This window comes from Streptomyces sp. NBC_01013 (genome assembly GCF_045162765.1).
Lineage (GTDB): Bacteria > Actinomycetota > Actinomycetes > Streptomycetales > Streptomycetaceae > Streptomyces.
Genome location: NZ_CP108687.1, coordinates 1,709,984 through 1,725,745 on the forward strand (window position 1 = coordinate 1,709,984; position 15,762 = coordinate 1,725,745).

A 15,762-nucleotide genomic window follows, 5' to 3' on the forward strand; every position below is an offset into this window, starting at 1 on the left:
GGCTGCCCGCTCAGCAGGTCATCACCCGCCCATGATCAGAGTTGGTCACCCCAATCCGCCAGGAGGGCGTCAGCGACGCCTTCCTCGTATACAGCCGCCTGATGCTCCTGCATCGCATTGCTCAAACGCGGGTCCCATGAAGTGCTACGGGCCTTCCCGGACAAGGCGACGTGGTCGTCTTCGGTCCGGAGCCCCTCCAGGTAGTCCTCAGCGCTCATCTTCCAGGGCTCGGCTCCGTAGCGGCCGATGAGCTGATTGGTCATGTCGATTCCCGGCCAGTCGAAGTCCCCGTGGTAGAGGAGCCGGCCCCCTCCGTTGACGATCAAGCGGGCCAGTCGGTGGAAGGCCGTTGACGGTCGGCCTTCGGCGCAGATCAACGGCGGGCTGCTCGTGCCGAGTTCTCCAGCGGCGCGGCGGAGGACGGCTGGGTTCTCACACACGTACACCCGCGGCACGTGAACGGTGACAGGCAAGGTGACCAGCTGGTGAAGTGTGACGTGGAAGGGGGTTCCGTATCGAGCCGCGTCAGTGAGCCACTCCCCCAGCCCTCGACCAGCCGCCGGCAGATTGAGGACGAGGACGCGGCTGGCCAGGTCGTCGACGATGACGTCGAACGCGTCCCAGAGCTCCCGCCGGGCCTCGGCTCCTGCCTCGAGCAGAACTCCTCGTGCTGTTGCCAGCGCACGGAGTACGAGGGTCGGCAGCGAGCCTTGGCCAGGGTTGAGGGCCTTGGTGTTTCCTGTGGTCGCGTCAGCCAAGGCGGCCAGCATGACCGGGGGCGAACCGCTGGCGCGTGCATAGAGGTATTCCAGAACGCGGATGGCCTGGCTGAGGAGGCGTTCGTCCTTCTTATTGATCAGCCCAGTGATCGTCCCGTCGGAGGCTAGGCCGCTCAGCCACTCCTTGTACCAGGGGTTCTCGGCGTGGAGCGCGCTGGCCTCTCCCTCGGCCAGCAACTGCTGGCGGGCCTGATCGATGGCGCTCCGTTCGTCGGCTCGAAACCGTAGTGGAGGACCAATTCGTTCCAAGACCTCTCGGAGTGAGGCTCCGGTGACGTTGCGGACGTTCTGGTCCAGCGCCTCGAGTGGAAGAGAGACCCGGCGGACGTCCGCCGAGCGATACACCCCTGTGATGCCGATGATGGCGTTGCGCTCATCTGTCGTTGGATTTGTCAGGCCGATGGAGCCGGTGATCTCGCCTCCATTGCGTTCAAGAGAGCGCCGGGCGGCTCCAAGAAGGCGGCGGAACTCGGGGCCGCGATAGCGCTCGTATGCGTCGGGCGTCGGCAGGCTCATTGCTCCCCCTCGTTTTCCTCAGTGCCGGTGTCCATCGGCTCTTCCTCAGGCACGTCGGTGAGCAACCCCGCGTGGGCCGGAACACGGCGGCTTGGCCGGAAGCTGAGCAGCTCGGCGGCCAGATCTTCGGATCCGGGGTATCCGACGTCGTCGAGGATCTGTTCGCCGTCCCAGACCAGCAGCATGGCGGAGACGGTGTGCGATGCCTCGTCGTGCTTCATGTCGTAGTGCGAGATCTGCGGCACGTCGGGATACGTGATCCACAGGTCGTAGCCGGTCATGAAGAGGTCGAGGTCGAACTTGGCCGTGAGGGCGAGCAAGTCGGGGCGGTACTTCTCGTCGATGCCGGCGAACGCCTCGTCGAGGGCGATCAGACGTGGGCAGGTGGGGAAGGCGGAACTGTACTGGGCGTGGGCGGCGGCGAAGAGTGGCAGGTGGATGGAGGCGGACTTCTCGCCGCCGGACATCACACTGTGTTTGGCCTTGGTGAGAACTTCTCCTTTCTTCCTCTCCTCCTCACTCATGCCCGGGCGGAACAGCCGCAGTTCGAACTTGCGCCAGGATCGGTAGTCCAGGACTTCGGCGATCACGTGTTGGTAGCTCTGCTTTTTGTCTGCGGCGGCCTTGGTGCGGATCTGGCTGCGCAGGTGGGAGCGGAGTTCGGCCAGGCTCGCGGGGGCGAGTCCGGACGCGTCCCTCTCCAGCAGTTTGCTGACGGCCTTCTGGGAGTCGGTCAGGCTGTCGGAGGCGACCCAGTGGATGCCGACCGTCGTTCCGGATGACATCGGCCTGGCCCGGGTGTCGGCGTCCATGTTCCTGACCAAATCGCGGGCCGCAGTGGTGCGGCTGTGAATCTGCTCGGCAAGCCCGGTCAGCAAGCCGTCTTCAAGGACGGTGCGTTCCTTGTCCTCCAGCAATACCCGCTGGTCGGCGAGTTGTTCGGCCAATCGGCGCCCGAAGTCCGCCACCGGCGCCGGGCCTTCGCTGTCGGTAACCCGGGCCAGGATGATGTCGCCGGCCTGCTCCCACTCGAAGAGGTAGCCCTGATCGGATCCGAGCAGGGCGCCCTCCAATGTGGTGATGGCCGTTGAAATCTTTGTGGTGGCGGTCTTCAGGAGGCTCTCGGTGATACGGCGGCCCTGAGTGGCTTCATCGAGTGCGTCGACAAGGGAGATGACGGTCGTAGGGACGGCGCCGCGGGCTGCCTCGATGCCAGTGACCGAGGTGTCGTGGGCAGTCAGCGTGTCCATGAGTCGCCGCACGGTCTCTTCGGCAGTTGGCCACACTTCGCGCGGTACCCAGACGGTGTCCACCACTGTGTCGAGGAGGCCGAGCAGGTCCGGCCGGGCGTACGGCTCAAGGGTGAGGGTCGTTCGTACCTGCTCACGCACGGCGGTCGTCAGGACGTCGCCGACGAACTCCAGAGTGTTCTTGGCCTTCATGAGCCGGTCACGCTGGTCTTCGGCGTCCTTCACCGCACGCCGGTGTGCCTTCTCTGCTTCCGCCAGCTGCCCCTCGGCCACCTTGATCTTCTGGAGGATCTCCCGGAGCGGTGCTTCAAGCGTCTCTTGCCGCGTACGTAGCCGTTCTTCCAGGATGGCGAAAGCATCCTTGCGTGTCTGCAGCTGCTCGGCCTCCTCGGCGTAGGTCTGTGCCTGCCCTTCGATAATCTCTTTGCGGCCGGCGAGGTCCTTCTCGGCCTCATCGATCTGTTCTCGGCATACCGCAAGCTCCTTGCCGGCAGCGCCGAAATCGGTGACGGCCTGGGCTACACCTTTCAGTTCCTCACGGGTCGTAGGAAGCCGCGCGGCTGTGGCGGCTTGTCTCAGCAGCCGCTTCTTCTCGTGTGCACGGGCAACAGCACCATCAAGGTCTTTGCGAGCCTTCTCAAGACGACGGCGAGCTCCGGCGAGATTGCCGGCGATCACCGCCACCTGGCGTGCCGCTTCGTCGATCATCTGGGTGCTGGGGAGCTGGCAGCGCGCGCGGTCGAAGTCGTCGAACACCTCCTGGGCGTCCTGCCGTTGACCCTCGGCATCTGTGAGCTGGGTCTCCAGCACGGTGATGGCCCCATCGAGGCGGCTCAGCCGCTCACGTCGGCGTGCAGCCCGTGCAGTGGCTCCGATGTACTCCGGCTGTTCCTTGGGATGGGCACCGACCTGAACGCCCAGGGAGAAATGCGACCCGACGGTGATGCAAGGGGCGCTATCCGTGTCGATGTCTCTGTCGGCTGTCGGAGCTTCGTCCGTGACACGGATGGAAGCGAGGACGGCTTGCACACCTTCGGGGCTCACATGTTCCTGGTCTTCGACAACCAGGATGTCTGCCAGTGTGCTCCCGGTGGGCCGTTGTGTGACGGGCAGTGGACGCAGATAGGCGTCGGCGACCCTATCGCGCAGTGCCTGGTCGGTGGCCTCCGAGCCGGGGTGCAGCCATGCGGTGAGCAACCCGGCCGCGTACAGAGCGCCTTCCACCGCGGCAGCGTGGTCATCGGAAATGTGATCGGCGAACCGTACGAGCTGCCACAGCGGAGCGCCTGGCCTTCCCTCTCTGTTGGCGGGCCGCAGGTCGCTGAGCGGAGGTGCCTCGTCTTCTTCAGCCGCCACCCTGTCTCGCTCGCTTCGCGTCTTGTGCAGGGCGTCCGAGATGTCGTCGTACTGCCTCTTGAGCGTTTCGACGCGGGTGAGGGCCGCAGTTCGGCGCTGATCAGTGAGAGAGCGCAAGACCTCAGGCAGCGGGATCGCTGCCGGCTCTCCTGCGGCGGCCAAAGCAGCGAGCAGGGGTGCACGGTCGGCGGGGCAGAGAACCGCGGCTTCGCCGTCGTTGGTCCAGCGAGCGATAACTTGGTCGAGATCCTGGGCGGCCTCTGCGCGCGCCTGGCTGAGTTGATCGGCGGCGGCAGCTGACTTCTGCTCGGTCTCCGTGAGTTCAGCAGCTGCGATATCCACACGTTTTTGCTCGCGGCCCTGATCCTCCATAGCTTGCTCGACTGCGGTGAGATGGTGGCGCACATCCTCGAGTTCGGTTTCGCGCGCGGTCGTGTAGCCGACGACGTGCGTCTGAAACGCGGCATCGAAGTTCAGTGCGTCTTCTTCGAGGAGGATGCCGGAGCGGCGTGCCGCGTCCAAGAGGTCTCGGGTGTGCCGTGATGCGGCTGCGTTGAGTTTCTCGCACCGTTCGCCGACCCTCGCTGCCTCACCCTTGAGAGTGGCGAGGTGCCCCCAAGCGCCGTTGAGGAGGCGGTCGCTGTCTTTGATGCCCTGGCTCTCGCCGCGCACTCGGTCACGTAGCTCGTCGAGGTCCTTCTGCTGCGTAACGGCGTCATGATTCCTGAGGGTGGCGAGGCGTGTGCCGATCTCTTTGCACTGCCGTTCCCCGGTGTCCCGGCGTTGCCGTGCCTCAGCCAGTTGCCCGTCGGCGGTCCGCCGTTCCTCCGCTGCCTGAAGGATCCTGGCGCACTCATCGGCCGTGGCCTGCGTGCGCTCCTTGACCTGGTCTACGCGGTCTCGGGCGTGGACTTGAAGGTAACTGGTGTACTCACGCAGGAAGTTCTGTACGGCTGTGTCGGCCCCGGCCAAGGCATTGAGGAGCGCCTGGATCTCTGCGAGGTTCTCGAAGTCCCGGGCAGCTTGCTTGATCAGGTCTTCGTCGACGGGGCGCAGCCCCGCGGTGAGGGTGTCGGACACCTTGGCCGGATCCAGGTCCTTGGCCAGGAGAGGGCGCCGCAACTGGAGCAGCAGGTTGATCAGTTGGCTGTAGCGCTCGCGTCCAAGGCCGAACAGCCGGTCGTCGATGGCATCGCGGTATGCCTCTGCCGTCTCGTACGTGGCATCCTCGCCCAGCATTTTCGCCAGTGCCTTTTCCCGCAGTGGCCGCGAGGCATCGTCCAGGAGACCAAAGTCGAGGCCCATGCGGCCATCGGTGACGAAGTAGAAGCGGGCCGGCGAGGGCATCGCTTTCGTCACTCGCATGCCGATGCCAGCGGTAACAGCCTCGATGACCTTGCCGTCGGGGGCAGTGCGGGCGAATTCCATCCATACATAGCCGTATGCGGACTCCTGCTTCTTGTAGAGCAGGTTCGATTTCATGGTCCGTTCCTCGCCACTGAACGGATCCAGCCGTCGTGCGTCCAGGACGCCGTCCAGCACAAGGGGGAAGAGCACCTCCAGGGCCTTGGTCTTGCCGGATCCGTTGTGCCCGCGAAGCACCAGGCGACCGTCGGCGAAGACGAATTCCTCGTCGATGTAGTCCCACAGGCCGATCACGCCCGCCCGCGTGGGCTTGAATCGGGCCTCCGGATACTCGGCATTGCGGGGATGCGGAATGAGCGTCATCGAGAGGTGTCCTCAAGGGGGAAGTCGAGGGCGAACTGACCTTCGTACGCAGGCCGAGGCAGCACGGCGGTGATATTGCGGTAACGCGCCGCGGCAGGGCACACCAGGATTCCACCAGGGACGAGGTGCACCAGGCGCAGGTCTGCCAGCAGAGAGAGGGCCTCGGCCAGGAGCCCTCCGGGATCGCCCTGCCATTTGTTGGTGAACGAGGACGGACCGAACTCCTCGTACAGCTCGGTGATCATCTGCTCCAGCACACCTTGCTCAACGAACGGCAGGCCCGCCCGCTGTTCGGCTGCGTCGGCTTCCGTTCCTGGTCCGTGCGTCCCTTGGCCGTTGTCTGTCTGTGGGTCATGAGCGAGGGCTTCGAGTGTGCCGGCCTCGGGCAGGGCCATGTCGATGCGACTCAGCAGGTCCGCGTGTTCTTCTCGCGGGTCAGGTGGGAGAAGGCGCTGCAGGCTGCCGGAACGGTCGGGGTCTTCCTGTAGGTCCGCGATCTTCGCCAGTATCAGACCGGCGGTCCGGTTGACTGCTCCTCCTCGCCCCGGGAAACGCTTGTCGGTGAAACGCCCCGTGGTATCGACAAGCATGATCCCCTCAGCCCGGCGCTCGACGGGCAGACCGGTCAGACGCGCGATGTCCTCGGCCAGAGTGGGCTGGCGCAGCGCGATCGCGGTTTCCGGGTCGATGCCGGCGAAGTAGACCACCGGGTGCTCGATGAGCATCCGTCGGGCCCGCTGGGCAGCTAAACGCCGACGCGGGTCCCGCCCGGTGCCCGCGGTCGGGGTGTCCAGCAGACCGGCGGCACCCGTCAGGTGCTGCAAGGGCCTGTTGGGCTTGAAGAGGGCTGCGCAGGTGTCGTGGTCGATGTCGAACAGAGCGTCCCCACGATCGTGGTCGCGGGCCCAGTCCTCGGTGGAACCGTCGGAAATCCGCAGCGCCCCTCGGTCGACAAGCCAGTCCATCACGTCAACGACCGCGTCCTTGTGGCCCGCTGCCGTCGCGTCGAAGCCGAGATACTCGATGGCGTTGGCGTACGGAGCAAGGAACTTGACGAGATCGGCGAGGGTGATCTCTATCCGCGACCGGTTCAAGCCCGCCAGGACCAGACACAGGTATGCGAGCCGCCGCCGGTCGAAGGGCTTTTTACTCTTCACCGTGAGAAACGCCTGGCTCTCGTCGAAGGTATCCAGCCGCCGCAGCAGGCGAGCATGACGGGCACTCGTGGACAGCGTGTATCCGAAAAGGTCCCGGAAGTCCTTCGTCAGTTCGTCGGCCCACTGCAGGACCGACGCAAGCGCCTTGGTCCGCGGGTAGGTCTCGGTGACCACGCTGTGCAACAACAAGAGCCGGGCCGCCTGCTGGTACGAGCTGAGGTCTGCGGGCTCCACAGATGCGGCTACGCGCTGGGCAGGCATCAAGGCGACTCCGATCCGAGACGGCGACGCATCGCACCGTGTGGCTTGATCTCCAGGGCGAAACCGGGCAGGTGCAGCGTGCCAGTTTCGGTCCGCACGCGACTCCCGCGTTCACTGGGCACAAGACGCAGCGTCAGCACATCGCTGCTGCCGGTGCCTGAGCGCAGACGTCCCGCGACGACCGTTCGCGCCTCCAGGGCGCGGGTCAGCAGCTTGAGCACGGCGCGAGTCTCCGCCTGGTTCAGTACTCGATCATGAGGTCCGTGCTCCAGGAGAGTTTCCGCCGCGCTCCGTTCCGCGGCCCGCTCTGCCAGTTGAGCCTCGCGCAGGCGGGCGTGCGCGCCCCGGGACTTCCGCACCGGCTGCGGACCTCCCTGCGCCGGCCTCTTACCGTGCTTGAAGAGGCTGACGCTGATCTCCACACCCGGCGCCTCCCACCATGTCGAACGCGGCGAGATCTGGTCGTCATCGTCGTGTGCGCCCGAAAGATGCCGTACGGAGCGCAGATCGAAAGCGGCGGCGACCAGAGCGTTCGCCGCCTGCTCATCCGGTGCCGCGGCAGCCCACGCGGCCAGATGCCGTAGTTGAGTAGTGCGGCTCACGCCGCCTCTGCGTGACTCCGTGACCTGCCTCAGCAAGGCGATGACCCCAGAGATCGCGGTGCGAGTGGCGCCCTGCAACTGATCCGCCCTGGACCCGCCCGCGCCATCGGCCAAGAACCACTGCCGCAGCCCCATCCAGCGCCGCCGCCAGTCCTCCAGCCGTACAGCCGGGCGCATCATGGGCCGTTCGTCCGCTGCGGCCGCCCGCTCCAGCAGCGTCTCCACCCCGGTGTCCTCCACCTCATGCACAGCCTCAGCCAGGCGGGGCGCATAGCGTTCCAGTTCGGCCGTGAACTCGCTCATGTGGGCCAGCAGCGCATGCTTGTACCGGAGGAACGTCTCGGGGGAGATGTCCGTTGTACGGACTACGTCGTTGAGCGTCAAATAGAAGCGCGCTGCCCGTTGGGTCATGTCCTCCAGCACGCTGTCGAGCCGGGTGAGCTTGCGGTAGACCTCGTCCTGGTCGCCCTGCCGGTTCGCGGTGGCCAGGGCCTTGAAGTCCGCCAGGATGTCGGCGAAGACCAGACGCGACAGGTTTGCGTCCTGGACCCGCGACCCGATGACCTCTTCCACCGCGCAGTAGACGCGGTAGCCGATCTCAGTGAACTGGTACACCGACTGGCGGTTGCGGTAAGCGGCCAGATTGCCGCACCGAGTCGCGTCCTCCACTTTGTAGAGGACCTGCTCGTCCTCGGCCGCGAGATTGTCAAGCATGGCTCGCAGGTTCAGGTCTGTAGCACTCGGTACCTCGTCGTGCGCTGCCGCAAGTTCGCTCAAGGCCTTCGCCACGTCATCGGTGTGGACCTGAACCTGGTGCACAGCCCGCAGCACATTCATCGCCCGCAGCACCCACAGGTACGCGACGTGGTTATCGCGCTGGGTGAAGTTGAACAGTCTGAGCCGGTCGCCCACTGTCAACGAATCTAAATCGAACGACTCTGCGATTCCCGAGTCATCACGCTGCAGCACCTACACCGCCCCTCGTTCACATCTACTGCTCCTACCCTGACAGTTGCCACTGACAATCACGCCGGAGTGCTCGGAACAGGTTGCCCCTGAAGCCGCTCAACGGCCATGCCCTCAGGCAGCTATCGCCCGAGAAGCCGCTTTCGAATCAGGTGAGCTGATAGTCGCTGGGCTGATAGAGCCCGCAATATCTGGCCAGAATTCGCCCAGTGGCCAGCACGGCTACGGACTGCAGTGAAAAGAAGCGCAGCGCTGAGCTCCAGGTCAGCCGGATCGACCCAGCCGATGCGGGTGGTGCGGCAGCGGACGGTGACCTCGTACGGAACCGGGTCAGCGCCCCTCGGGCGCGGTGGGCCACGGGCGGTCTGGGCCATCGCGCCACTCCAGCCACTTCGGATCGTTCAGGACCCCGTCGGGGTCAGGGATGCCGAGCGCTTCGAGGAAGACGACCAGATCGTGGTCGGAGTAGGCGGTGCCCAGGATCTCGTCACGACCTCGGCGGTAAACCGTGACCCGCCGGCCGCCCGCCGCCGAGGGACGATGGACGACGATCGGCGCGCTGCGCATGCACTCCACCCCGCAGTCGTTTTCCCTGCCTGGCCATCGTGCGCGCGGGCTGTCGATCACCCCGCCCGCCGGACGGCCGGGGTCGCGCTGGGGACGTTGCGCTGGGCCAGCTCCTTCAGTTCCATCCGGGCAGCCGGGGTTCCTGCCGATCCTCTCCAGAACGGGTGGTCGGCGATCCGGGCCGACAGCTCCAGCAGAAGGCGGCGACCTTCGGTCGGGCTGGCGGCCGAGGAACCATCCGCGAGCTGCCGGTAGGTGCTGTACCAGGCGGTCTGGTCACGTAGGAGGTCTGGGGGGAAGTCGTACGGGCGCATAGCAACTATTAGATCGGATGTTCGATTACACGGGCAACCGGCCACGCAGGCGTCTTCCGCTACCCCTCAGCGTGAACCGGCCCCACCAGACGGTCCGGCGCGCTAGAGGTGGAATAACCAGGGCGTTCGTTCGATTGGCTTCCTTGCAGAGATCGCGGGAGGGGGGCGCTGGTGGCCGAGCTGATGATGTTTCGGCAGGACGCGGACGGACGGGATGTCGAGCTGGCCGGCTCGACGGTGGCGCTGGAGGTGGAGCTGCAGCGGCGGGTCGAGGCCGGCCTGGAGCAGATGCTGGGCGTCCGTTTCCTGGCCTCGGAGTATCCGACCGGGCCTTGGCACCGGGGGCGGATCGACACCCTGGGACTCGATGAGAACGGCAGTCCGGTGGTGATCGAGTTCAAGAAGGGCTCGGACAGCGGGGTGATGTCCCAGGTGGTCTCCTACCTGTCCTGGCTGGAGTCGGCGCACCACGAGTTCGAGGCGCTTGTGCGGAAGGTGCTGGGGGCGGAGGCCGCCGAGTCCGTCGACTGGCGTCGTCCGCGGATGATCTGCATCGCGGCGGGCTTCTCGCACCACGACCGGGTGGCGGTGCAGAGATTGCCCGAGCGGATCGACCTGGTGCGCTACCGGATCTTCGACGGTGGCCTACTGGGGCTGCTGCTCGTGGACTCCGCGACCGGCTTCCCGAGCGCTGCCTCGTCTCGCCGGGGTCGGGAGCGGGCACCCGTGGCGGACAGCGTGCCGACGGCTTCGGCGGTCTCTCCGCCTGCGGGTGGAGGAGCGGTGCCGGAGTGCCTGCGGGACCTGTATGCGGAACTGGACGAGGCGCTCACGGCCTGGGGCGAGGTGGAGGTGGCGTCCCTGCGGCACTACATCGCCTACCGGCGGTTGGTGAACGTGGCGTCGGTAATCTTCCGTCCGAAGCACGAGGCGATCCTGGTGTACCTCAGACTCGACCCGGACACGGTCGAGTTGGAGGAGGGCTTCACCCGGGACATGCGCGGTATCGGGCACCTCGGGACCGGCGACCTGGAGGTCCGCGTCGTCTCGGCAGCCGACTTGGAGAAGGCGGCGCCGCTGATCCGGCGGGCGTTCGAGGCAGCCTGACGTAACAGGAGGGGCGGCTGGTGCATCGGTTAGTCGATGCACCAGCCGCCCCTCTGCCGTCTGTGGGCCGCCGGCCCTGACCTCTCTTCGCTCTCACGCTCATGCCTCCGGTCCTGCCAGCTCGAAGTCGTCCTTCGTCAGTTCGGCCCGCAGCCGCTCCTCGGCGACGTCGGCGTAGTGCGCGGACAGCTCGACGCCCACGAATCGGCGTCCCTCGCGCAGGGCCGCGACCCCGGTGGAGCCGCTGCCGGTGAACGGGTCGAGGACGGTGCCGCCCTCAGGGCAGACCTGGACGAGCTGCTGCATGACCTCGACTGGCTTCTGGGTGATGTGAACCCGGCCCTTGCGGGGCTGGGAGGCGACGTAGTGGCCCGGCAGGTAGAGGTCGCGGGTGTTGTCGAGGGAGCCCTTGACGCCCCAGATGATGAACTCCGAGTCCTGCTTCGGTCCGCCCTTGCGGGGCCGGCTGGACGGCTTGATCCACGGAATCGTGCCGCTCCAGGTCCACCCCGCCATCTGCAGTGCGTCGGAGATGGTCGGCTCCTGTCGCCAGTCGGTGAAGACCATCGCGACCGCGTGCTCGGTCGAGGCCCGGTACGCCTCGGTGAGCAGTTCGGTGAGCCAGGAGCGGTAGGAGCGCTGGTCGCGGTTCTCTCCCGGGAAGTTGGCGAGGTCGTGCACCGAGTTGCTCGTGACGTACTTGGCACGGGCGGTACGGCCGGTTCGATCGGAGCTGGTGCGGCCCCCGGAGTTGTACGGCGGATCGGTGATCACCGCTTGGACGCTCTCGTCCGGGAGGGACTTCAGGACGGTCAGGGCATCGCCTCGGTGCAGCTTGTAGCTCATGGGGAGGGGCCTCTCTTCGGGCGCGGCGGAGTCTGGACCTGCTCCGGGCAGCGCTCAACGGCGTGCATCAGGTGCGAGGTTGCAGTGGAGGTTAACGGCGGATTCCGGCCGCGCCTAACGAGGCGGCTCCCCGCTTCGGACCCTGGGACGGCAGTCGTTTGGTGCGGCCGGAATCCCGGTCTACTGTCTCGCCGTGCCACCGGGAAGGAGCGCTGCTTCACCCCCGTTGAGCTGTGCTTATCCGTGCCGTCTCGTCCAATCGAGCAGCGTCGGAGGCATGTTGCCCATATGTCCGCGAGCGCCGTGGGGAGGCCCCTGTGCACTGTCTGAGATTACGAGCGCGGCTGGCTGCCGCGCGTGACCTGAAACCGGCGTCCGGGAGCTACCAACTCCTCTGCCCCGGGCCCGCCGAGAGGCGGATGCACATCGGCGCGGTGCCGACGGCTTTGCACGAGAAGTCGGCACCGCGCCTCCTACGAACACCGAGGAGCCGCTGGGATGCAGCATGCCCTGACACACCCGCGCCCCGACCCATCTCCCTCGCCTGGTCCGCACCGCCGTCGTGCTGAACGGCGGCGGCCGTGAAGAAGACGACGGGAGCCCTCGTCGGTCTGTGCGCCACCGGACCACTCCTGCTGGCACTGCCGATCCTTGGCATCGGTGCTGGGACCGCCTCGGCCTCGTGCTCGACCGACGGCGCACAGGCTGTGGACGCCTCCGCCGTCGCCAAGCAGGTGAAGGCCATCCTGGACGGCGGCGACAAGGGCTCGGTATCCGTGCCGGGCCTGGACGCGCCTGCCGATCAGGTGCCCAACGCCAAGACGATCCAGGCCACGGGCGTCGCGATGAACATCCCCGCCCGAGGGCAGGTCGTCGCCCTGGCGACCGCGCTGCAGGAGAGCGGCCTGCGGAACCTGACCTACGGCGACCGCAATTCGCTGGGTCTCTTCCAGCAGCGGCCGTCGATGGGCTGGGGCACGGCCAGCCAGATCCTTGACCCGGTGCATGCCTCGACGGAGTTCTACGAGGGGCTCAAGAAGGTCTCCGGCTGGCAGTCCCTATCTGTCACCCAGGCCGCCCAGGCGGTGCAGAAGTCGGGCTTCCCGGAGGCGTACGCCAGGTGGGAGCCGCTGGCCACCGCCCTGCAGAAGGCCATCGAGCCACTGCTGCAGAAGGCCGACGGTGCATCGCCGAGCCCTTCGCCGTCCGGCTCTGCCGACACCGGCAGCCCCTCTCCCGATTCTGCGGGGGGTTGTTCGGCGGACGGTGACGGGACGGACTTCGGCACCATCCCGGCGGGCGCGCTGCCGGACGAGTACAAGATTCCCGCCTCCGCGCCGCCGAAGGTGCAGACGGCGATCCGGTGGGCGCTCGGCCAGCTCGGCACGCCGTATCAGTGGGGCGGAACTTGCACCGACTCCCACGGCAAGAACCCGATGGGCCGCTGCGACTGCTCCTCCCTGATGCAGGGCGCGTACAAGGCCGCCGGGGTCACCTTGACGCGGACCACGTACACGCAGGTCAAGGACGGCAAGGCTGTCTCGGTCGATGCTCTCAAGCCGGGCGACCTCCTCTTCACCGAGGGGACGGTCGCCGTACCGGAACACGTCGGGATGGCGATCGGGCAGGGACTGATCGTCCACGCCCCGCACACCGGTGACGTCGTACGGATCACCACCGTCGCGTCCTGGAAATCGCGGATTCTCGCGGCCCGCCGAGTCGTCTGACCGGCGCTCCTCCCTCTCCTCACCTCCCCCCTCGCACCGCTGGTTTGCCCCGCCGGGCTTTGGCGTGCGCTCATTCGAACTGGAGTTCCCATGCATCTCGCTGACCAGGTCATACAGCTCGCCTACGACCCCGGAATCAAGCCGAACGAGGGCGGGCTCCCTGGCCTCAACGTCCTCAAGCAGGTAATGGGCTCGATCAACCTGTTCGGGCTCATCGCCGTGGTCGGCGCCCTCGCCGTCAGTGCGGGCGTGTGGGCCTGGGGTCACCACTCGGGTGGTCACCAGGCCGAGGCGAACGGGAAGAAGGGCGTGCTGGTCAGTGCGGGCGCGGCCCTTCTACTCGGTGCGGCCAACGGTGTCGTGGCGTTCTTCTCGACGCTCGGGACGCAGGTCCACTGATGGCTCAGCACTCCTCCCACCCCGGCGGCGCATCTCGCGTGCGCCGCCGGGCGCTGCTCGGCACCGCCGCCCTGGCAGTGCTCGTCGCCCTCGCCGGCCTGGCCGCCTACCTCACCCGCGAGGGCCGAAGCCCCTCCGATACTGCGACGCCACCGCCGAGTTCGCCCACGGCGTCCTCCTCGTCCGCGGCACCGTCCGGGCCGCACATCCGGCCCCGCACTCTCCCCGTTCCGCCGAAAACCCACGACCCGATCACGTACGGGAAGGCCGCCGCAGCAGCGCTGTGGTCGTACGACACCCGCGCGTACTCGCAGCCCGAGCTGCGCAAGGCGCTGCGCGGCTGGCTGACCACGGAGTCGAAGTACGCCGATCCGGCCTCCGTCGACCAGGTGGTCCCCTCGGCCGTGCTGTGGAAGGAGATGGCCGCCAACAAGCAGGTCGCCACCGCCAAGATCAACGAGGGGCACTTCCCGCACGCCTTCACTCAGGCCCTCCAGGACGACCCCGGGGCGATCACCCAGGCGTACGTCTACGCCGTCACTGTCTCCGGCAAGCAGTCGATTCGCTGGAAGGGCTCGGCCGCCGGCGGCGCGGAGAGCCGGTCCACCACCCTCGCGGTCCAGTGCCGGCCCAACCACTCCTGCGCCCTGGTCGGCGTCATGCCGTCCGTCGCGCCTTGACCCTCGCCCCAGAACGGAGGTACGACCCATGGGAGTCTGCGACTTCCCGCTGATGGACAAGGTGTGCGGCGCCGTCGACTTCGCCACCAACCCCGCGGCACCGTCACCGACGGTCTCGGCGCGTGGATCGCGAAGTCGGCGGGCGAGCTGGCATCCAGCGCGGCCGACCTGGCCGCCAAGGCCGTCAACAAGACGACGGCCATCGACCTCAACGCCGGGTGGTTCCGCGACAACTACGAGCTGCTGCTGCCCATCGGCCTCGTCCTGACCGTCGGCATCTTCTGCATCCAGCTCATGACCGCGGCCTGGCGCCGAGACGAACGTGCCCTCGCCAAGGCGGCGTTCGGCACCATGACCGGAGTCCTCTTCAGCTTCTCCGCCATCGCTTTCACGACCGTCGCCATCACCCTGGTGGACGCGCTGTCCGACGGCCTCTTCAAAGCCGCCAACACCTCGATCGACGACGCGATCCGTCGTGTGATCAAGGTTGATCAGATGGGGGCCATGTACGGCCTCGGCTGGGGTGTGCCCGCGCTGGTGGCCTTCGGGTGCGCGATCGGTGCCTTCCTCTACTGGGGCGTGATGGTGGCCCGCAAGGTCGGCGTCCTGATCATGGTCGCGCTCGCGGTGTTCGCCGGGGCGGGCGGCGGCTGGGAGGTCGCGAAGCGGTGGCGGCGCGGCTGGATCGAGGCCACCGGCACCCTGATCGTCTCCAAACTACTGATGACCGTCGTCTTCCTCATCGGCGTCTCCGCCATGGGCAAGACCGACGCCAGTGACGGAATGGCGGCCCTGTCCGATGCGATGGCCGGCATCGTCGTGATGGTCCTGGTGTTGCTCTGCCCCTACGCGACGTACAAGTTCGTCCACTGGGCCAGCGACGGCGGCGGCCACGACGACATGCACCGCACCGGTGTCGCCGGCATGGCGGTCGCCGCAGGAGCCGCAAAGACCGCAGGCAGCCTCGCGCTGCGGGCCGGTACCGGCGCCCCCGCTCCGCAGGGTCCGAACCAGGTCCCGGGCGCGGGCACCGATGGCGTCGCCTCCGGCATCAACCCCTCCGGCGGCAGCCTCAGCAAGGAGGGCATCGACGCCGGGCCGCCCAAGCAGCAGACCCGCTTCCGGTACGGCGAAGACCCGGACGCGAGCGGCGACAAGGGACGGGCTCTGATCCAGCGCCCCGGGATCCCGCCACTGATCACACGTCCTAGCGAGGACGAACCGGAAGGGCCCAAGTCGACTGCCTAAGGCGTTGCGGGCGGCTCCGGTCACCTCGCAGCCGCATCGGCTCCGGGCGGCGACATGACCTCCATGCCGCCAGCCGACCCCGGACCTTCGGCCTCGGGCACTCCAGCGTCCGCGTCCGGACCGTCGGCCACCGGCTCCGCGACGCCGACGAACTGGGTGTATCCCACCCAGCCGCCGTCGGGTTCCTGACCCACATCCCCGGGGGGGGCGGGCCGCACTCCACGGCCCGCCCCCGCCCCCCACCAGCAGGAAGGTTCCG

General features: G+C 67.2%; 11 protein-coding genes and 1 pseudogene. 5 read left to right on the plus strand and 7 right to left on the minus strand.

What is annotated here, in order from left to right; genetic code table 11:
- Nucleotides 1–35: 35 nt before the first annotated feature.
- The 6 genes from OG538_RS07240 to OG538_RS07265 form a co-directional block, all read right to left on the minus strand.
- A complete protein-coding gene (locus OG538_RS07240) occupies nt 36–1,295 on the minus strand; it encodes a TIGR02679 family protein (protein ID WP_406091299.1) in 1,260 nt (419 codons plus the stop codon).
- Nucleotides 1,292–5,629, minus strand: coding sequence for a TIGR02680 family protein (locus tag OG538_RS07245; protein WP_406091301.1), 4,338 nt, complete (start codon nt 5,627–5,629; stop codon nt 1,292–1,294). Before OG538_RS07245 ends, OG538_RS07240 begins: the two co-directional genes overlap by 4 nt.
- The gene (locus OG538_RS07250) at nt 5,626–7,047 is read right to left on the minus strand and encodes a DUF2398 family protein (RefSeq protein WP_406091303.1); all 1,422 of its coding nucleotides are present in this window, start codon (nt 7,045–7,047) and stop codon (nt 5,626–5,628) included. The genes OG538_RS07245 and OG538_RS07250 overlap by 4 nt, the downstream gene beginning before the upstream one ends.
- Nucleotides 7,047–8,618 carry a TIGR02677 family protein gene (locus OG538_RS07255; protein ID WP_406091305.1) on the minus strand — a complete coding sequence of 524 codons (1,572 nt, stop codon included), beginning with the start codon at nt 8,616–8,618 and terminating at the stop codon, nt 7,047–7,049. The genes OG538_RS07250 and OG538_RS07255 overlap by 1 nt, the downstream gene beginning before the upstream one ends.
- 327 nt (nt 8,619–8,945) lie before the next feature.
- A complete protein-coding gene (locus tag OG538_RS07260; protein WP_249947874.1) occupies nt 8,946–9,182 on the minus strand; it encodes a hypothetical protein in 237 nt (78 codons plus the stop codon).
- Nucleotides 9,183–9,238: 56 nt separating this feature from the next.
- The gene (locus OG538_RS07265; RefSeq protein ID WP_406091307.1) at nt 9,239–9,496 is read right to left on the minus strand and encodes a hypothetical protein; all 258 of its coding nucleotides are present in this window, start codon (nt 9,494–9,496) and stop codon (nt 9,239–9,241) included.
- Nucleotides 9,497–9,667: 171 nt separating this feature from the next.
- On the opposite strand from OG538_RS07265, the gene OG538_RS07270 reads away from it, so the two are divergent.
- Entirely contained in the window at nt 9,668–10,603 is a 936-nt protein-coding gene (locus OG538_RS07270; RefSeq protein ID WP_406091309.1) for a DUF5655 domain-containing protein, read from the plus strand.
- A gap of 99 nt (nt 10,604–10,702) precedes the next feature.
- Here the strand turns inward: OG538_RS07270 and OG538_RS07275 are convergent, their stop codons facing one another.
- Nucleotides 10,703–11,449: a DNA-methyltransferase gene (locus tag OG538_RS07275; RefSeq protein ID WP_406091310.1), complete on the minus strand. Its 747-nt coding sequence runs from the start codon at nt 11,447–11,449 to the stop codon at nt 10,703–10,705.
- Between the two features lie 581 nt (nt 11,450–12,030).
- On the opposite strand from OG538_RS07275, the gene OG538_RS07280 reads away from it, so the two are divergent.
- The 4 genes and pseudogenes from OG538_RS07280 (at nt 12,031) to OG538_RS07295 (ending at nt 15,692) form a co-directional block, all read left to right on the plus strand.
- On the plus strand, nt 12,031–13,176 hold the full coding sequence (locus OG538_RS07280; protein ID WP_406091312.1) for a C40 family peptidase: 1,146 nt from the start codon (nt 12,031–12,033) through the stop codon (nt 13,174–13,176).
- Nucleotides 13,177–13,266: 90 nt separating this feature from the next.
- On the plus strand, nt 13,267–13,575 hold the full coding sequence (locus tag OG538_RS07285; protein ID WP_164179986.1) for a DUF6112 family protein: 309 nt from the start codon (nt 13,267–13,269) through the stop codon (nt 13,573–13,575).
- A complete protein-coding gene (locus OG538_RS07290; RefSeq protein WP_329923416.1) occupies nt 13,575–14,255 on the plus strand; it encodes a hypothetical protein in 681 nt (226 codons plus the stop codon). The genes OG538_RS07285 and OG538_RS07290 overlap by 1 nt, the downstream gene beginning before the upstream one ends.
- Nucleotides 14,256–14,283: 28 nt before the next feature.
- Nucleotides 14,284–15,692, plus strand: a pseudogene (locus OG538_RS07295) (ATP-binding protein).
- The last annotated feature ends 70 nt before the right edge of the window (nt 15,693–15,762 follow it).